Origin of the sequence: Neochlamydia sp. TUME1 (assembly GCF_000813645.1) — a bacterium.
Taxonomy (GTDB): domain Bacteria; phylum Chlamydiota; class Chlamydiia; order Chlamydiales; family Parachlamydiaceae; genus Neochlamydia.
This window is the reverse complement of record NZ_JRXI01000133.1, coordinates 20,159-39,300: the sequence shown is the minus strand read 5'-3', so window position 1 is coordinate 39,300 and position 19,142 is coordinate 20,159. Positions and strand designations below refer to the sequence as shown.

The 19,142-nt window shown below is 37.3% G+C and carries 18 protein-coding genes and 1 tRNA gene; 13 read left to right on the top strand and 6 right to left on the bottom strand.

Features of this window, described 5'->3' with window-relative positions; translation table 11 throughout:
• Positions 1–72: 72 nt before the first annotated feature.
• From DB41_RS11685 to DB41_RS06225, 4 genes are all read right to left on the bottom strand, one after another.
• Entirely contained in the window at positions 73–213 is a 141-nt protein-coding gene (locus DB41_RS11685; RefSeq protein WP_155117599.1) for a hypothetical protein, read from the bottom strand.
• A gap of 124 nt (positions 214–337) precedes the next feature.
• Positions 338–841: a hypothetical protein gene (locus tag DB41_RS06235; protein ID WP_039385514.1), complete on the bottom strand. Its 504-nt coding sequence runs from the start codon at positions 839–841 to the stop codon at positions 338–340.
• A gap of 11 nt (positions 842–852) precedes the next feature.
• Positions 853–1,089 carry a hypothetical protein gene (locus tag DB41_RS06230; RefSeq protein ID WP_039385512.1) on the bottom strand — a complete coding sequence of 79 codons (237 nt, stop codon included), beginning with the start codon at positions 1,087–1,089 and terminating at the stop codon, positions 853–855.
• Positions 1,090–1,289: 200 nt separating this feature from the next.
• Entirely contained in the window at positions 1,290–2,111 is an 822-nt protein-coding gene (locus DB41_RS06225) for a hypothetical protein (RefSeq protein ID WP_052243956.1), read from the bottom strand.
• Positions 2,112–2,307: 196 nt separating this feature from the next.
• Between DB41_RS06225 and DB41_RS06220 the strand changes: the two genes are divergently transcribed.
• The 9 genes from DB41_RS06220 to DB41_RS06175 all read left to right on the top strand — a co-directional run bounded on the left by DB41_RS06220 (position 2,308) and on the right by DB41_RS06175 (position 12,836).
• Positions 2,308–2,934 (top strand): ATP synthase subunit E, encoded by a 627-nt coding sequence (locus DB41_RS06220; protein ID WP_039385510.1) that lies wholly within the window; start codon positions 2,308–2,310, stop codon positions 2,932–2,934.
• A gap of 5 nt (positions 2,935–2,939) precedes the next feature.
• On the top strand, positions 2,940–3,725 hold the full coding sequence (locus tag DB41_RS06215; RefSeq protein WP_039385508.1) for a DUF2764 family protein: 786 nt from the start codon (positions 2,940–2,942) through the stop codon (positions 3,723–3,725).
• Positions 3,722–5,506 carry a V-type ATP synthase subunit A gene (locus DB41_RS06210; RefSeq protein WP_039385506.1) on the top strand — a complete coding sequence of 595 codons (1,785 nt, stop codon included), beginning with the start codon at positions 3,722–3,724 and terminating at the stop codon, positions 5,504–5,506. Before DB41_RS06215 ends, DB41_RS06210 begins: the two co-directional genes overlap by 4 nt.
• Positions 5,507–5,519: 13 nt before the next feature.
• Complete coding sequence (locus tag DB41_RS06205) at positions 5,520–6,839, top strand: V-type ATP synthase subunit B (protein WP_039385522.1); 1,320 nt, start codon at positions 5,520–5,522, stop codon at positions 6,837–6,839.
• 171 nt (positions 6,840–7,010) lie between these two features.
• A complete protein-coding gene (locus DB41_RS06200; RefSeq protein WP_039385504.1) occupies positions 7,011–7,658 on the top strand; it encodes a V-type ATP synthase subunit D in 648 nt (215 codons plus the stop codon).
• On the top strand, positions 7,655–9,580 hold the full coding sequence (locus DB41_RS06195; RefSeq protein WP_039385502.1) for an ATP synthase subunit I: 1,926 nt from the start codon (positions 7,655–7,657) through the stop codon (positions 9,578–9,580). The genes DB41_RS06200 and DB41_RS06195 overlap by 4 nt, the downstream gene beginning before the upstream one ends.
• A 27-nt stretch (positions 9,581–9,607) precedes the next feature.
• A complete protein-coding gene (locus DB41_RS06190) occupies positions 9,608–10,033 on the top strand; it encodes an ATP synthase subunit C (protein WP_039385501.1) in 426 nt (141 codons plus the stop codon).
• Positions 10,034–11,070: 1,037 nt separating this feature from the next.
• Complete coding sequence (locus DB41_RS06180) at positions 11,071–12,120, top strand: hypothetical protein (RefSeq protein WP_155117597.1); 1,050 nt, start codon at positions 11,071–11,073, stop codon at positions 12,118–12,120.
• Between the two features lie 425 nt (positions 12,121–12,545).
• Positions 12,546–12,836 carry a hypothetical protein gene (locus tag DB41_RS06175; RefSeq protein WP_039385495.1) on the top strand — a complete coding sequence of 97 codons (291 nt, stop codon included), beginning with the start codon at positions 12,546–12,548 and terminating at the stop codon, positions 12,834–12,836.
• Between the two features lie 777 nt (positions 12,837–13,613).
• Here DB41_RS06175 and DB41_RS06170 read toward each other — a convergent pair.
• Positions 13,614–15,086: a sodium-dependent transporter gene (locus DB41_RS06170; RefSeq protein WP_052243955.1), complete on the bottom strand. Its 1,473-nt coding sequence runs from the start codon at positions 15,084–15,086 to the stop codon at positions 13,614–13,616.
• Between the two features lie 491 nt (positions 15,087–15,577).
• Here DB41_RS06170 and DB41_RS06165 point away from each other — a divergent pair, with 491 nt between their 5' ends.
• The gene (locus DB41_RS06165) at positions 15,578–16,216 is read left to right on the top strand and encodes an Hpt domain-containing protein (RefSeq protein WP_039385493.1); all 639 of its coding nucleotides are present in this window, start codon (positions 15,578–15,580) and stop codon (positions 16,214–16,216) included.
• 460 nt (positions 16,217–16,676) lie between these two features.
• Here DB41_RS06165 and DB41_RS06155 read toward each other — a convergent pair.
• Positions 16,677–16,763: transfer RNA gene (locus tag DB41_RS06155), tRNA-Ser, on the bottom strand.
• Positions 16,764–17,246: 483 nt separating this feature from the next.
• On the opposite strand from DB41_RS06155, the gene DB41_RS06150 reads away from it, so the two are divergent.
• The 3 genes from DB41_RS06150 to DB41_RS06140 all read left to right on the top strand — a co-directional run bounded on the left by DB41_RS06150 (position 17,247) and on the right by DB41_RS06140 (position 19,055).
• Positions 17,247–17,459, top strand: coding sequence for a CsbD family protein (locus tag DB41_RS06150; RefSeq protein ID WP_039385490.1), 213 nt, complete (start codon positions 17,247–17,249; stop codon positions 17,457–17,459).
• Positions 17,460–17,461: 2 nt separating this feature from the next.
• Entirely contained in the window at positions 17,462–17,971 is a 510-nt protein-coding gene (locus tag DB41_RS06145) for a ferritin-like domain-containing protein (RefSeq protein WP_039385488.1), read from the top strand.
• Between the two features lie 511 nt (positions 17,972–18,482).
• Positions 18,483–19,055: a DNA polymerase ligase N-terminal domain-containing protein gene (locus DB41_RS06140; protein ID WP_039385487.1), complete on the top strand. Its 573-nt coding sequence runs from the start codon at positions 18,483–18,485 to the stop codon at positions 19,053–19,055.
• The last annotated feature ends 87 nt before the right edge of the window (positions 19,056–19,142 follow it).

Below are 19,142 nucleotides of genomic sequence, written 5' to 3'. Positions count from 1 at the left end.
AACTTTCTGGCTCAAAGGTTTGCTCTTCTGTCTTTCTTTCAAAATCGCGTATTAGCCTTCCTAAATAGTTATTCAGCCTTTTTTCTTCTCTTTTAGCTGCTTCCATCCAATCAATTTGGATAGCTGGATAAGAAGATGATCTGGATTAAGTTCATCACTAAAGCGGGATTTAAAAAGACGGCCTTGTTGGTTATCTAGCTTGATTGGTTTCATAGCAAACTTTGCAAGAAATTAACAGCTTTAAAATGATTTAGGCGTAAAGAAATCATAGCAACTAGGAGAAAAAAGGCTCTCAAAATCTAGTTTAAGCAAGAAACACTCTTTAAATCATGTCGAACTAAGTTAGCTTGCTGTAATGTGCTATAAAATGCTCGTTGGTAAGTACGGTCGATCGATTGGATACAAATATTGTTACTTTTTTATGATCAAGAAGTGAGGAGATGATTAATGAACACGCCTTTTCTGGTAATAAAATACGCTGGTTACCTTGGAGAAGAAAGGCCGAATAGCAGTGCTCTTGATCATCCACATGAATAGCGACAGGAAGAATAGCGTGTCCAGACGAGTCTTTTTGTTCAGCTTGAAATTCTAAACCTTTAGCATTAAGGTAGATTAACTTTTCCCGAGAGGTTTTAATGATATCTACCTCTACTTCAGAAAATTCATTCTCAGGAGGAAGGTATAAACGTGATCCTGTAAATTCGCAAGAGGAGGCTTTATTGCATTTAAGCTTCCACTGCCTCATAGATGTTGAACAGGAGGAAAGTAAAACAAGCAAGAAAAGGGCTAGACGAGCCCCTTTCTTTGTAATCTTTTTGCATGGTCGTATTATTTCATGCATTATGATGTAAATTAATGCGCGTGGCCGTGTCCATGTCCGTGGCTTCTATTCTGTACTGCTACAGCAATAATAGCAACAGCTGCAATGGTTCCAAGTGCAATCGCTGGAGCTAAGCTATGGGCTTGGCGAGATTCTTCATAGCAAATTCCACCTACGTTGCTAACATATTCTTGAGCATTGATATCTACAGTGGAACCACATATCGCTAACAGAGTTGTCAAGGCAATCATCTTTTTGAATTTTTTCATGTTTACGTACTCCTTTGGTACCTGGTGTTGGTGTTAAAAATTATAAATATATGCGTCAATGCTGTTATGGCATATAAAATCATTTTCTGCAATTTTTTTTCTTTCCTTTAATATTAGCTTTTGAGGAAAAAATTTTTTTCTCCTTGTGTATCAGAGAGATATAAAGTTAAAAATCTTCTTTTTCTTTTGCTGTTTTCCTTCTAATTCAGTAGCTTAGTGTAATAGTTTGCAATTAAAGCGTTTTGTTCTTCATTGCTGAGCTCATTATAATTGCTTTTTAGCATGGTTTTAAATGGGCTCCAATGATTACTCTGAAAATCAGGGTTGTGAAAAATTTGCTCTTTCCAGTTAGCTTGAGAGAGAAAAGAGGGTGTAGCCTGTGCCTTAGCTAAAGCCGCCTCGAAAGCCTTTTGAATTTTTGCAAAAGTACTTTCAAGATGGGCTTTTTTCATAGGATCTTTTACAACATCTAAAATGTCATCATAGATCTGTAAGGAGCGTAAGGCTTTGTAAAACTCCTGATAAAACCTGCCGAATTCATTTTTAGCGGCAGTCGCAGTCAGGACATAAGCGCACTTGTTTCTGACAATAATAGCATGCATAAGTTTTTCTCCGCCCCATTTTGAGCGCATTTCGACTTGCGATAAACTAGCCTCGCCTGCTTTTGTTTTTAACATCCCCAAGTCTTTCCAACTATCTCCATGCGCCTCATTAATTCTCTTTACACTTTTCAAGTAATCCTTAAGTGTGCCATTATAAGGTTCAATCATTAAATTCATGGTTGGAGGCATTTCATTTTGTACTTTAGGCCCAACTACCATATATTTGATATGCGAAGATAAAGCCTCTTGGTCCGCTGCCAGCCATCCCTTGGGTGGAATGAAAATAGCTATACTAGGGGAGTCAGAACTGCGGCCTATTCTTGAAGAGACCAATTCTTCAACGGCCTCTAATCGGCTAAGTAAAGTTAGACTCAAACCTATTAAAGAAATGGAGTGTAAAAATTTATATAATTTTTTCATAGGTCCTTAAGTAGGAGAAACTAGATAATTTATTACCATGGCAGATATATTTTTAGCGAGCAAAATGTCTTGAAAAAATCTAAGTAAGCAAAATAACATTCCGAATAACAATGGCTCTTTTCCCCTTTGGCATCTTTATTTTTTAAAGCTGTCAGATTTATATAATGAGAGATAACACCGCTAGAGGATGAGTACAATGAAGACACTAGAAAAAGGTCAAGATAAAATAAAAAAAATTTCCGAGCAATTAAGAAGCGAGATTTTAGAACCTGCAAAAGAAGAAGCTAAAAAAATCATCCAAGAAGCTGAGCAAAAAGCTGATCATATCATTGAAGAAGCCGAAAAACATGTGGAAACTTTAATTCAGGCTGGACGTAAAACTCTTGAACAAGAACGTCATGTATTCCATTCCTCTCTACAACAAGCCTCTAAGCAATCTGTAGAAGCCCTCAAGCAAGCAATCGAGCATAATCTTTTTAATGATCAACTCAATACGCTACTTAATCAGTCAACGATTAACCCCCGAGTGATCGCTGATCTAATTGCTGCTTTGATAAAAGCCATAGAGAAGGAAGGACTAGCCGGAGATTTGTCGGTCGTTGTGCCGCATACTGTCTCTACTCAAGAAGTCAATGATTTACTAGCTGATGGTATCCTTAAGCGCTTGAAAGATCAAAGCGTGGTGGTAGGAGATTTTAAAGGCGGAGTAAGAATAAAATTCATTGACAAAAGCTTAACAATCGATATGAGTGATGAAACTTTGAAAGATTTAATCTCACGTTATGTACGTAAAGACTTTCGCAAATTCTTTTTTGGTAGTTAAGCGCTATGAATCGTCAATATTATTTTGTAGGAACATTATTACCTCCTCTTCATTTAGGTGAAAAGCCTGATATAAGTTGGAGAGATTTGCAAAGATTGCTAGTGGATAATCTGTCTGAAGCTGACTATGCTCAAACCCAAGTTTTAAGGCGTTATTATGATCTCCTTAATATTCGTTCTTATCTAAAAAAAGAACCTATCGATAAATATGGTAACCTAGACTTGAACGAGCTAGAAGAAACCATAGTAGATGAGGCAGCTTTATTTCCTTCTTATATGATGGAATATTTAGAGCGCTATGAGAGCAAAGAAGCTCGTATTGATCATTTTCCGCAGCTTATGGCAGCTTTTTTCAGAGAAGAGGTGGCAAGCACTCAAGGCTTTCTAAAAAGTTACCTTAGTTTTGAGAGAAACTTACGACTCATTCTAACCGCCTATAGAGCAAAAAGATTAGAACGCAATATGGCTAAAGAGCTTCAATTTGAAAATTTCGAGGAAGATATAGTGGTGCAATTAATTTCTCAAAAAGATTCTAAAACATTTGAGCCTCCAGCAGGTTTTGAGGAATTAAAAACCATTCTGGATGAGAAATATAATACTCCTTTAGCTTTACAAAAAGCATTAAATGAATATCGTTTAAAAACCCTTGAAAAGATAAGAAGCTTAAATGTCTTTTCCTTTGATAGCATATTAGCTTATCTAGCTAGCTTTATTCTCGTTGAGAAGTGGAGTGCTTTAGACAAAGAACAGGGATTACAAATTGTGGATACTATCATTAAAGGAAAACTATGACCGCTAATACAACAGTAGAACAAGAAAAAATAAGCTCGAGTAAAGGAAAAGTTGTTAAAGCATTTGGCAACTTACTGCAGGTGCAATTTGAAGGTCATATTCGTCAGGGCGAGATAGCTATGGTTCAGGTGCAGGGCATTGAGCTTAAGGCAGAGGTAATTGAAATTATTGGAAACGAAGCTAAAGTTCAAGTGTATGAAGATACAATGGGGATTGAATATGGCACTCCCGTTAGATTCATGGGAGAGCTTCTTGAAGCTGAGTTGGGCCCTGGCCTGTTAACCTCTATTTTAGATGGTCTTCAAAATCCTTTGGAAAATGTGGCAGATGTAGCAGGCTTTTTTTTATCAAGGGGAGTCTATCTTCCTGCCTTGGATAGACAACGCCATTGGGAGTATCTACCTGTAGCTAAGATAGGCGATGTTCTAACAAGAGGAGATACCCTAGGCACCACGATTGAAGAGCGTTTCAAGCATCATATCATGTTACCTTTTTCCCATTTTGGAAAATATAAAATCACTTGGGTCATTAAGCCAGGGACTTACTGTATTGATACTGTAGTAGCTAAGGCAACAGATGAAAACGGCCATGAGCATCAGTTTACAATGGTACAAAAATGGCCGATTAAAAATTCACTGTTTGAGGGTGAAAAGATTAAACCTTCTAAAATGATGGACACGGGCTTAAGAATTATTGATACACAATTTCCGTTGATGAAAGGAGGCACTTTTTGCAGCCCAGGGCCATTTGGAGCAGGTAAGACAGTACTTCAGCATCATCTTTCAAAATTTTCTTCCGTAGACATCGTTGTTCTGGTAGCCTGCGGGGAACGTGCAGGCGAAGTGGTAGAAATTTTGCGAGAGTTTCCTCATTTAATCGATCCCCATACCGATCAAACTTTAATGACTCGTACAGTAATTATATGTAATACTTCTTCCATGCCTGTTGCGGCACGCGAATCATCAATCTATATGGGTATTACCATTGCTGAATATTATCGTCAAATGGGCTTAGATATTCTTCTGTTAGCTGATTCTACTTCTCGCTGGGCGCAAGCTCTAAGAGAGATGTCTGGACGGCTTGAAGAGATTCCTGGCGAAGAGGCCTTTCCTGCCTATTTAGCCTCTCGTATTGCTGATTTTTATGAGCGCTCAGGAGCTGTCTCTTTAAAAAATGGAAAGCAAGGCTCGGTCACTATTGGAGGAGCTGTATCACCTGCAGGAGGTAACTTTGAAGAACCTGTAACCCAAGCAACTTTAGCGGTTGTAGGAGCGTTTTTAGGTCTTTCAAGGGAACGTTCTGATTCTCGAAGATATCCAGCGATTGATCCTTTGATCTCTTGGTCTAAATATATCGATCAAGTAAGTCAGGAACTTGACGAGGAATGTGAAGGGTGGGGAGAGATGGTCCAGACAGCGGAGATGATCTTACGCAAAGGCTATGAAATTGGTAAGCGTATGGAAGTAGTCGGCGAGGAGGGCACCGCGATTGAAGACATGGTGATCTTCCTGAAGGCCGAACTTTATGATTTTGCTTATTTACAACAAAATGCTTTTGATAAAGAAGATGCTTATTCTCCTCTCAAAAGGCAGATTGCTACTTTTAAATTAATCAACAAAATTTTTGGCAAGCCCTTTAGATTTACTACTCATCACGAGGCACGCCAATATTTTCTCAGCCTTCAGAACCAGATAAAAAATATGAATTTTATGTCGACAACTTCAAGCCACTATCGTGAAACATTTGCTCGTATTGAGCAACTTATTGAAAAAGCAAACTAAAAGGTCAGCTGAGATGAAAAAAGTCTATGAAAGAATTAATGACATGCGGGGAAATCTGATTACTCTTATCGCGACGGATGTCAGCTTAGGAGAGTTAGCACGAATTGACTTGCAAGATGGACGTAGCGTCTATGCTTCCGTTTTACGGATTGAGGGAGAGCGGGTGACCTTACAAGTCTTTCAAAATACGCGCGGTATCTCTACTCAGGATAAAGTGATTTTTTTAAAGCGCCAGATGCAAGCTGCTTTTGGTGATGCTCTTTTAGGACGTCGATTAGGTGGTTCTGGCCTTCCCATTGATGGAGGTCCAGAAATTTTTGGTGAAAGTATCAACATTGGTACTCCCTCATTTAATCCTGTCAAGAGAATCGTCCCTCGTCAAATGGTACGTACTAACATCCCCATGATCGACGTCTTTAACTGCTTAGTTAAATCCCAAAAAATACCCATTTTTTCAGTGGCAGGCGAACCTTATAATCCTCTTTTAATGCGCATTGCTAATCAAACCGATGCAGACGTCGTGATTTTAGGGGGCATGGGGCTTACATTTAAAGATTATCAAGCCTTTATTGATAATGCTGAGGCTTCAGGTTCATTAAATAAAACCGTTATGTTTATCCATCGGGCTACAGATCCGGCGGTAGAGTGTTTGCTTGTACCAGATATGGCTCTCGCTTGCGCTGAAAGATTTGCTATTGAGGGCAAACATGTTCTAGTTTTGCTAACAGACATGACTTCTTTTGCCGATTCGATTAAAGAAATAGCCATCACCATGGACCAAGTTCCTTCAAATAGAGGCTACCCAGGCTCCTTATATTCTGATTTAGCTTCTCGATATGAAAAAGCTGTATTAATTGAAGGGAGTGGCTCTATCACTATTGTAGGAGTTACCACGATGCCTGGAGATGATGTGACTCATCCAGTACCTGACAATACGGGCTATATTACTGAAGGCCAGTTTTATCTTCATAATCGTCAAATTGATCCCTTTGGCTCACTCTCTCGCTTAAAGCAGCTAGTGATTGGCCATGTGACTCGAGAAGATCATGGGGATCTAGCCAATGGCATGATTCGGCTTTACGCAGAATCTAAGAAAGCTAAAGAGCGTCAAGGCATGGGTTTTAAACTCTCTCATTGGGATGAGCAGCTGATTCATTATGCGCAGTTATTTGAAGAGCGTATGATGAAATTAGAAGTAAATCTTACTATCGAAGAAGCTTTGGACTTAGGATGGCGTATTCTAGCTGAATGTTTCAAATCCGAGGAAATCGGTATTAAACAAGCTTTAGTGACCAAATATTGGCCTTCTAATGTAGGGACAGAGATAGGATAAAGGCAGAAAGAAGGGAGTAAAATTAGCTGGCAAAATTATTTACAACAATACAACTTAAACGGTTAAAAATGTTGTGACCTTCTTTTTTTTGCTCGTTAATTTTTTAACGTGTTTGGATTGTGGGCTATCGAATCTGCTGGGATAGATGCTTAAATAATGTAGGAGTGAAAGTTGGCCGAATTTAAGTTAACGAAAAACGAACTTAGAATGCAGCAAAATAAGCTAGCGCAGTTACAAAAATACTTGCCTACGCTCCAGCTTAAAAAAGCCATGCTACAAATTGAAGTCAATGAAGCGCGTTCTGAAATTTTGAAATTAGAACATCACTATCATTCATTGCGCCTCGAAGTTAAAAGCTATGCAGAGCTCTTGTCTGACAAATCAGAAATTGACCCAATGGGTGCTGCAAGCATACTGGCCATCCATAAGCATTATGAAAATATTGCTGGAGTGGAAGTCCCTTATTTTGAAGGGATTGATTTTGCTGATTTTCATTACTCTTTATTTGACACCCCACCTTGGTTAGATGGAGTAGTGCTCGGTGTGCGCGGCTTAGCAGAGGCTCAGGTAAAAATTGATATTGCCCAGGAAAAGAAAGCCGCCTTAGAAAATGAATTACGTGAAGTCGCTATTCGCGTAAATCTTTTTGAAAAAATCCTTATCCCACGAGCTCTTAGTAATATCAAAAAAATCAAAGTATTTCTGGGAGATCAACTGCTTGCTGCCGTATCGCGTGCTAAAGTGGCTAAATCTAAAATTGAGGGCCATAAAAAGCATTTATTAGAACAAAGAGCTCTTCAAGCAGGAGAACAGCTATGAGAGTTGACCTAGAAAAGTTTCTTATTGTCGGTCTAGAAGAGCAGCGGGCTTATTTTTTTGAGGAAGCTCAAAAAGCTGGGCTTATTCATTTTATTAATCCTCGTCCTTCAGGCACACAAGAGCTTCCCTCTTCTATTCAAGAGACGCTAGCTGCTATAAAGATCTTACGCGGCTTGCCTTTAATGGAACAGGAGGAAGTAGAAGAATATGAGCTTGCTGATAATTGGGTTAACGAGATCCTTCAGCTAAATCAGGAATTAATTAAGCTTACTGAAGAGGAAAGGCTGACCCATCTTGAAATTATACGTGTTGAAGCGTTTGGAGATTTTTCTCATGAGGATATAGCTTTTATTGAAAGAGAAGGAAAACGAACTATACAATTTTTTGCTGCTAAAACTGGAACCGCAGAACGCGAGGATCTTCCGCAAGAGTTGTTTGTTATTAATAGTAATCATCATGGCCTAGATTACTTTATCTCTATCAGCAAAGAGTCGCTTCAGTATGACGGTTTGAGTGAGATGCAGATTCCTCATACGGCAAGCCAATTAAAAAAACGTTTAGTTTTCCTTAAAAAAGAGATCCGCAACGTTGAACATCGCCTCAAGGATTATGCTAAATATAACAGTTTTTTACATCGCGTTCTACTATTCAGATTTAATAGCTATCATCTTCAGGCGGCGGCAAGCTATTCCTCGGAGCCATTGGAAGGCTTTTTATTTGCCGTTACAGGATGGATCCCTGTAGATAAAAGAGCTGATTTAAGGCTATTGGCCGAAACAACGGATGTGCATATCGAACAAGTCGCTATAGAGCCAGGCGAAATTATTCCCACCTACCTTGAGAATACAGGGTATGAGAAGATTGGAGAAGATCTAGTTGATATTTATGACACACCTTCCTCTACTGATAAAGATCCCTCTTGGTGGGTTTTAACATCATTTACCGTCTTTTTTGCGATGATTGTGGGCGATGCGGGGTATGGTTTGATCTTTTTACTGATGGCCTTATTCATCCGTTATAAATATGCCAATTTGAAAGGCTTAGGGCATCGTATATGGAAGCTTGCTCTCATCTTAAGTGTAGCATGTATGGCTTGGGGTGCCTTGACGGCTTCATATTTTGGCATTCATCTAGATATTAACAGTCCTATCAGAAAGATATCTTTAATCCATCGGCTGGTAGAAAAAAAAGGGGAGTATCATTTTTATCATAAAGATGATGTATATGAAGAATTTGTCCAAGAAATTCCTAAATTAAAAGAATCTAAAACACCCACAGAATTTTTTGATAATGCCACGGTAATCAAGAAAGGAAAAGTTGAGCACCCGATGTATTTTAGATTCTACGATAATATCCTTTTCGAGATGGCTTTAATGGTCGGAGTCATTCATATCATTCTTTCCCTCCTTAGATATCTAGATCGTAATTGGAGTGCTATAGGATGGGTAATATTTATGCTTGGTGCTTATCTGTATATTCCTCATTACCTGAATGCTACCTCAATTATTCATTTTGCATTTGGCGTGCCCAAATCAGTGGGGGAAGGTGGAGTCTATCTTGTCGGCGGAGGAATATTGGTAGCCTTTATTTTAGGCCTATGCCAACATCGTTGGAAAGGTTTTCTTGAGCCTATGACCGTTATCCAAATTTTTGCCGATGCGATGTCTTATTTACGTATTTACGCTCTTGGCTTAGCAGGAGCAATGGTTAGCTCTACCATTAATGAATTTGCCAGTGCTACTTTCTTTGCCATAGGTGCAGTTCTCTTTATACTCGGACATGCGACTAATATTGTCTTAAGCATTATGGGGGGTGTCATTCATGGCTTACGTCTTAATTTTCTTGAGTGGTATCACTATTCATTCGAAGGTGGCGGCAAAAAATTCAATCCTTTACGCCTTATAAGCAAAGATAAAGATTAACATTTTCAATCATCAATTAGGAGAATTATCATGGATTTTAGCATGGCAGGACCTGCAATAGCTCTTGGACTTAGTTTGATTGGCAGTTGTATTGGCTGTTATATTGCAGGCGCTGCTTCTCATGCGGCGATGAGCCGAACAGAAGAAGGACACGGTAAGTTTATTGGTATGTCTGCTGCTCCTTCCTCACAATGTATCTACGGTTTTTTGGAGATGCTGCTAATGAGCAGAGCTATTCAAGAAGGGACACTTTCTCCCTTATCAGCGGTAATTATTGGACTAAGTGCTGGTGGTGCCATCATGCTTTCCGCTATTTATCAAGGTAAAGTTTGCGCGACAGGCATTCAAGCTACTTTAAAAGAGCCTTCCTTATTTGGTAAATGCTTTGCTGCTATCGGTATTATCGAATCGGTTTCTCTTTTTGCTTTTGTCTTTTCCTTATTAATCATGTAGAACTCAAATTCAGATCGTGAATAAACCTAGGCGCCGGGACTTTTTAAGCACCGTGCGCCTCTTTTTCAAAGGTTTTCCTTATTTAAAAAGTCTTTTTATACTACGGATATGGCCGCAATCCCACATTCGGCAGGTTGTAGCGATTCCCTGATATTATTTTATTGAGACTGGAAATTGCTTCAAATTTTTTTAGAAAAGGCTAATCTTGTTCTTTTCAAAGCAAAGAAAGTAAGAACATACACGATGGAAAAGTAGAGTAGCACGGGTCTTAATCATCTTAAAAATATTTTGCAATAGGTAACAAAATTACATGAGGGATGATGATAGTCCATATGGTCTCTTCAAATCCCAGAGCGATTATGATCAGAGGAAAAGTGTCAAGTTAATGATAATTAATGGATTGGCTTTTACCTTAGACTTTTTATATAAAAACATACAAGAATTAATCCTTAGTTTAAACCCTACCATGAGACATGTTTTACTTGTTTTAGTTCCCTTTGGCATAAATTAGATGACGAGGGAAATTAACTTGCGGAATGTGGGTTAAAAAACAATAAAGACCTTTTTGTCCTTAACTTTCTCTATCCGTTTGATAGTCAGTCAAATATAAATAGCCATATAAGACAGTAAGAAAAATTATGGTTGATTATATATTATAAAGAAGGTATTATCTATCATTTAATTTTAAAAATAAACCAAATTTTAAAGTTAAGCAGAAAAATATAGCGATTTAATTAAATTACATCATTTCTTCTTCTTTTCTTAAAAGTTTAGATCTAAAAAAGAAAGTTACAAGGGTAGTTTTCAACTAATAATTTTAAAGGCGTAAAATACAAATGAATACAGTTTCTTTTCCTAGTCATTATCCAATTCGCTCATTAAGCAGTCGAGCTTTACCGTTAAGTTTAATAAAGCCTGATTCATTAAAAAAAGGGAATATAACCGTTTCTTCTTCATATTTAAAAATTATAGGGCCCTCTAGTACTAGTTTACTTAGTGATTTTTCTTACTCTTCATTTCTAAGGCGTAAAATATCTATGAGCTATTCATGTACTCGCTCTTTTACGACACGGCTACCTGGAAGGTGGCAAGAGCGGCTTATTAATTATTATAAAGAAGACAAAAAACCAGAAAATTATTATGAAGACTTAACGAAAATTCTTCTAAAAAATTTAGAGGACAAAGAGCGATTAGATTTTTTTGAAAAAAAGGGTCTTCCTATCTTTAAAAATAGTCAAGAGGATGTTGAGTATGTACTAGAATTATTAAAATATTTTTTTCCTGAGCCCATGCAACCTCAAGCAGGTGAAAAAAATCGTTGGGCTAATTATAAAATTGTTAAGTTTGAAGCATTGACAGGTTCTAGTCATACATATTCTTCTCCTTCAGCTGCCTATATTGCAGATCAGCTTTCTAAAGCTATTCTGCACATGAAATACCCTATGCCTCCCTCCATTATCGAAGTAGGAGGCATGTGTCATAATGATGCTTTTCTCTTCAATCTTCACTTAGCTAAAGAAGGTGTAAACATACATGATTATACGGGAATAGATATTCACCCAGGAATCCAGCTAGCAAACCTTTTTAATCGCTATGTGGTGCAAGCAGATCATATAAAATTTATGCATGAAAAAGCAGATCTTGCTTTAAAAAAACTATTTGAATGTTCCCATGAAAGAAACAAAGCTATAATAGCCATAAGGTTTTTATCTGCTATTGAGCCTCAAGATATGCTTGCATTCTTTAAATCCACTTCTCGATTGATGAAAGAAAATGATTTATTTATATTCAATTATACAACATATGATGAAAATATAAAGAGAATGGCAGGAAGTAAAAGCTTTTCTCTGGCTAAAGAAAAAGTAGGAGATATGTTTTTAACGGTAGTGAAACGTAAAGAGGGCCACCATGTCCAAACAGCTTTTACTTCTGTACAAATTGATAATTTAATGAGTATGCATGGCCTCAAGCGTATGGATGTAATTCAGGTAGATAAAAATATTGCAGGAGTAAGGAGAGAATTTGACCCTTATGCAAGAATAGTTGTAGCTTCAGTAAAGCACTATAAAGAATTAAAGCTATCGTAAGCGGTCACGGGGGTAGAGCTCCTTAAGCCTTTGAAGTTAAGGATTTAATGAAAATCAAAAAGTACGCTAAATTGAAATGAAAGCTATTTGCAAGCATTTTTGACTTTGTAGATGCCTGCAGAATCGCATCCAAAGCTTGGTATATCCCGTGCCTGCTTACAGCTGCACTAATGTTTAGCAAGGCATTTATTAAGATTGATTTTTTAAAAATTGTTCTGTTTTGAATTTACTATAAATGATGCAGAGAAGAGAATAAAGTTGATTTTTTGATAACAATGAATTATGGTTAAATTAAGCAGAAAGTTTAAATACTTATGCTTTTTAATTCTTTAAGCTAAAAAGATAAATCCCTCTTCTGGATAAAAGACAGCCAAGTAAGGAATTAATAATTTATATTAAAAACATGTTTTCTAAGGAGAAAATGTATGACTAGCATAACAGGGTCCGTATTCCGTAGTACTGCTATAGAATCCCGAGGAGCTGCCTCTCGTGTTGTAGAGCGTTATGCCCCTTTAGCTGTTACTAATCGTAAAGTTAACAACCTGCAAGCATTAAAGCTTGTTCTTCAAGAAAGTTCTTCGCAGACTACTCGTAAGCTTACGCAAAATTATAGTAAATACGTGACTGATGTGAATTATGACGAATTTCCCACGGATGTAGATTATTTAAATCCATCGGTTGAAGAAGCCCCTAAGGGAAAGAAGACTTCTAAGTAAGCTAGCCTATTGAAAAATAATTTAGCTAAGCTCCTTTGCCATCGTACAATAGGAAGTATTTTAACTTAAGACCGGCTATTATAGTTTTTCCTATTGTACGCTAAATTTAAATGACAAGGGCTTGGAAAATCTTTTAATTTATTTATTCGATGGCAGATATTTCTGGATTAAAAGTCTTCTAGTAATGGGTGGGCAACTTCAATTTCCAGGCTTTTTGTCCCTTTTTAAAATATATTTGTTTAAAAAGTGACAATCATTTCATTTTTCTGTGGATAACTCCATCCTGCTACCCAATTTTTTTTATTTAAGCCAACCAGTTTTACGATACTTTTCAAGCTATAATCGGGCGGGTGTAACACTAAGCAGTCCCAAAAGAGTAATCTTATACTTTTGAGCAACTCTTTACGTAATCATATACTCAATAAAGAACTCTAAATCACATTAATACTATTAGATTCCTCAGGTAGAGAAATACAAAGCGAGGATAAACTTCCTAAAAATTGTTATGCCGCTTATATCTTAGTAGCAGCTATCCTAGAAGCACTTCAATGTAAGAGTCCTAAGGAAAAATATTTTTGCTTAATGGCTCTTACGTTAGCAACTATGCATCTGAATAATTTGCTTAGACAAAGCTGTGTAAGCTGACATAATAAGCGTTTTTTCCAAATAGCCTAAACGATTCAACACCTGTTAAAGTTTTATGCAAAGGGGATAGGTTAGAGATGTTGCTCTTGGCTCGGAATGTATAGCCCTGGGTCTCTTCTATATTTATTCCCTTTATGCATGTGTAGGCTGGCATTTCCTTTGATAAGCCATAAGCACAGAGACTATTAAAGCAATCGTGAACCAGAGCCAGCGAATGAAAGATGATAAGTCAAGAGTATGGAATTCATGCCACAGATTGCTAAATAAAATGATTGTGAGCAGCAGAGGGCCTACATAGCGTAGTGATACAGAGAAGAAGCTAGCTTGAGAGCCATTATACCAAATAGCATCTTCTCGCAAAGCAGGACAAGCATATTGGAAAGTAATAATGAGGGCTATCCCTCCAATCAACATATTGATGCCTAAAACCATGGGGGCAAGGGCATCGATAATATGCGAGGCATTACCAAAACAAAAGAGGACCGCCATGCCAAGAAGTGCCGACATAGTGACAGTGACAGCTTTTTTACGTGATAGCGTAAATTCTTTTTCTACATTGCCTACAATGCTTTCTGCTATAGAAAATACTCCCGTAATGCCAGCTATGAAAATGCAGAAGAAAAAGATTGTACCTACCATCTGAGCCCAATGTTCACCAAAAGATTGCAAGATTTTTGGAAATAAGATAAAACCAATTTCAAAGGTAGAGTCCGAGGAAAGAATTTGCTCAAATGGAACCTTTTGTATATGGCTGATGTGAGCTAGGCATCCAAAAATTGCTAAGCCGGAAATGAATGAAACAGCAAAGTCTCCTAAGGTTACCCAAAACATTGCCTGGGCTATATTCGTTTTTTGATCAGTATGACGGGAGTAGCCTACAATAATTCCTAGACCTAAAGAAAGGCTAAAAAACAGCTGGCCAAACACATCACGCCAAAGCGTAGGGTCATTTAATCGAGAGAAATCAGGGGATAGATAATGTCTTAAAGCATCTAATCCTCCTGGAAGAAACATAGTAGTAATGGCAAATGCTGTCATGATAAAAGCTAGTAAAGGCATGAATAAGGTACATATTTTTTCAATCCCATCTCTAACATTTCTTATCATAACAAGATAAGTTAATAGGCACATGGATACTGTAGCGATTAAGACAGGAAAAGATAAAGGCCCTAATTGATGAATGCTTTCAGTCGTCTTTAAGAATTCTTGAAAAAAAAATGACTTAGAGTCAGAAGGGATCTGTTTAGAGGCAGCAAAATAGGTATAGGCTGCAGAATAAGCCGTTAAGACAATATAGAAGGCGCCTATTGTTAAGCAAGCAACCACAGAGAGCCAGCCGAGCACTTTTCCTTTTTTCCCTAATACTTTATTATAAGCAGAGACAATAGGCAGCTTCCAAGTATAACCAATAAGGCCTTCTAGCATGAGCATAGGAACGCCTAACATAAAAACGGCAAGGATATAGGGGACTAAAAATGCGCCTCCTCCATTTTTGTAAACTTGGGCACTAAAGCTTAAAATATTGGCAAAGCCTACTGCAGATCCTATTAAGGACCATACGTATCCCGACTGACTTTTCCAGGTGGTTGTTTGCGGTTGCGACATATAAAAAGTTCCTTGGTCAGCAAATTTTCTAATCTTTTAAATGATTTTCCTTAATTTCATACCATTGGCAAGAAAAATTAAGTTTTTTAGCGTAACAAGCTAAGAAAAAGGGAGGAAAAGAATGAAGAATAACCTGGAATCAGTGGGTAAACAGGTTTATTCAATGAGGCTTTCATACATAATACTTAAATCAAAAAATTAATAGATGCATTTTATGTTATAAGAATGTTAATTGTCAAATAGATCTTGTGCTTTACTGCCGCAGCCCACCCCAAAGTTATAGAGCTTGTTTGGGGAGAGAGGCTGTCAAGAAAACCTCAGTTTTAGCATGAAGCTTAAAAACATCATTCAAGCAGCCAATTAGTGGTGGATTGAGCGGCCATATAAGCTGCAGGGGAGCCAGCGAGCAAGCTTTATAAGTAGTCAAGATAAAGCTTGGAGTAATCTTTTTCATAACACAATATATAAGCTAAATTGTAAGGAAAGTATTCATGCAGGTTTTATGTGTCGACCAGGATAAAAACTTTTGTAATTTTATAAAAAGAGAGGGGGAAGCTTTAGGGGTGCGCGTAAATGGAGTAATGACGTTTGACCAGGCGCAAGAAAGAATGAGGGATCAAAGCTCGTATGCCTGTATTTTCAATTCCTCTCACTGCGAGCAGCTAGCTACGGTTGATCAACTTTCCTTTTCTTTAGCTTATGATGATTTGCCTAGTGTTTCATTATTGCAGGAGCTTAAAGCAACTCAAAAAGTACGTTATATAGCAGGAAAGATGATGAGTTCTGAAGAAGCTCGTTATCTCTTAGCTCAGTTATGCCAGCTTGAAGCTTACGAAAAACTTAAAGGCGACTGGGTAGCAGAAATTCCAGAGCAGTTAATGAAGGCTTATGAGATCTCTAGCTATGAAAAATTAGGCATAATAGAAAAGCTAATCAAAAATAATTCCCATCAGCCTGCTTGGGAAGAATTACAATTCATTGTCCACAAAATAGCAGGCAGTGCAGGCTTTTATGGTCGCTTCATGGCTTGTGAAATATGTAAAAAAATGGAAACACACATCAAACAAAAAGAGTATGCTCTTATTGATTTAAACTCTTTTTATCGCCAGCTTTATCTTTATATTCAATAAACGGCTTTTCCAAAGAAATGAGGCTAAAACTCGGGCCAACACCTTTCCTTTATTTATATAAATCCTTCAGGCTAAAATAGCGCTTCTTCCTTTGTATCAAAAGGAGAGAAGACCCTATTAATAAGCAAAAATTGTAAAGGAATACAATTTTTAATGACTATAAGCTCTAAATTTAGCCTGGGGCTTTGATAAATAGAGAAGTAAGCTAAGAGTAAGCCGGAATGTGGCCTTATTCATCTCTTATTTTTCTATCCCATTTAAAAATGCTTAGAGCCGGCCGTATTAACTTTTCAACTTTTTTAGGGCAACCATTAATCATTTGTATAATTTATACTCCTGAAGAGGGGGCGTCCACTTACTATATCGTGCTTGGGAATTTAAAAAATTCTTTTCAAAAAACGATGGATGGAAAAAATGATTGCTATCACAATTAATCACTTGTAGGGTTTAAAAAATAAATCGGAAGAGGAGGGATTTGAACCCCCGTTACCCTTACGAGTAAATCTGTTTTCGAGACAGACGCATTCAGCCACTCTGCCACTCTTCCTGGAGCAAATATCTTGCCAAAAAACAGATTCAAAACACAATCTTTTTCAAGAAAATGGAAAGAATAAATAAAAATGATCCTTCACTTTCACTAAAGTGAGCAGTATATTTTTACCTTTTTTCCTAGAAAAGCTGTCATGCTTTAAAAAATTCGTAAAATTGCTTAAAATAATGTTGACCTTCAAGGTTACATTTGCCATATTTAAATTACGTCTACCCTATTTGAGTACACTTAAGTAGGGCTTAAAATTTTGTCGCCTTTCGGATGAAAACATTCGAAACATAAGAAAACTATTAAAATTAACCTCTATAAGGTTAATAAAAGGAGTCTCATGATAGCGCAAAAGAAAAGTACAGCACGTAAATCTGCAACACATCGTTCACTAGCAAAAAAAATTCTTCTAAAAGTAATTACGGATAAAAGCCGTAAATCCAGCCTAACTTAATAAAATCTGATTAAACCTTTAACTATACAGGAGAAAAAATGAATAAAGAATTTTTCGAAGGTAGTTGGCATGAGCTCAAAGGGAAAATTAAGGAAAAATGGGGCAAATTGACTGATGATGATCTTTTGAGGATTGATGGAAGCTGGGAGCAAATGTTAGGTAGCTTGGAAAAAAATTATGGTTATAAAAAAGACCAAGCAGAAAAAGAATTAAGTAAATGGAAAAATGAAAGCACACACTTAGGGAGGTAAATATGAAGCTTACTAGTATGGAAGATCTACTTGTCTATGAGTTACAAGACCTTTTAAGTGGGGAAATGCAAATGGTGGAAGCCTTGCCCCTCATGCAAAAAGCCGCTTCTCATCCTGAGCTAAAAGCAGCTTTTGAAAAGCATTTGCAAGAAACTAAACAGCAGGTTAAGCGGTTAGAAATTGCTTTATCCTACTTAGATGCAGAAGTTAGTCATACTACCGTTTGCAAGGCGATGAAAGGTATGATTGCTGAGGGCGAGGAGATTATAAAAATTCATGCTCCCGACGATCTAAAAGATGCTGGCCTGATCGGTGCCGCCCAAAAAATCGAGCACTATGAAATTGCTGGTTACGGGACGGCAAAAGCCCACGCGGCATGGCTGAGTTTAGACGAGGTAGTAAACCTTTTGGATGAGACCTTGCAAGAAGAAGCCAGTACCGACAAAAAGCTGACCAAGCTTGCTGAAGGTTCGATGTTTACTTCAGGGATAAATAAGCAGGCCTCTAAATAATCAATTAAGAGGTTATTCCGAAAGCATGCTTAGCATGCTTTCGGAAGTACGACATGCTAGGTGTGGAAAAATGCTTTAAAAAATACCGGCTTTTAATATCTCTGTAAGCTCTTAATTGAAGGTAAAAAAAATTATCTAAAAATTATAAATTTAAGGGATAAAGGAAGGTTTATTTATGGCTGTAGGCATTAGCGCTCTTAAAAGTTTTATAAGAAGTAGCTTCAGCTGCCTATCTTGTGATTATCCTTAATTTCTCCGCCTCTAACTTGATATATTCCCTTTAAAAAATTTAAAGCTCTTAAAAACTTATGGCTCATTCTTTGATTTTACAGCCTTAATGATATTTAAATGGCTATACACAAATTAAGAGAGAGGGGGATAAAGAGCAAAAGCCCACAGAAAAAAGGTTTAATTAAAGCCAATAGCTCTACCTTCTTAATTTTAATGAGGATTAATTAAAAATAAACTCGGGTAACTGGCCAAAAAAGTTTAATCATTAAGCGAGAATAGAATGATATTAAAAGCTTATCAGCAAAAAAAGACATTTAAAACGCCTGCTATCCCTGTGCCAGAGCTGTCTCTAGACCCTTGTTGTAGCTTACCCATTTTTTGTATACAAAAACATGCAGCTTCTCATTTACATTATGATTTTAGAATCGAATGTCAAGGCGTGCTTATAAGTTGGGCTCTCCCCAAGGGTCCTTCCCTTAATCCTTACAATAAACGTTTAGCTATTCGTGTAGAAGACCATCCCTTAGCTTATCGTCATTTTGAAGGAGTTATTCCTCCAGGGAATTATGGAGCAGGAGAAGTGGTTCTTTGGGATGAAGGGATTTACACTTTAGCGGGAATGAAGGCCAAAAAGGATATTGAGAATGCTTGCTTAAAAGGTTTAGAAAAGGGCCACTTAGAGATAGAGTTGCATGGCCATAAATTAAAAGGTGGTTTTGTCTTGCAGCAATGGAAAAAAGAAAAAAATAGAAATTGGTTATTGATTAAACGTAAAGATCAATATGTGGATTTAAAAATAGATGTGTTAGAGCACACTCAATCGGTGCGCACTTGTTTTCCTACTACCATTTAAATAAGATTTTTAGTAACAGAGGAGTAAGTTAAGAACAGTGAAGAGAGCAAGCATTAGGGAGATCCTGCTAAAGAGTAAAGAATAGCT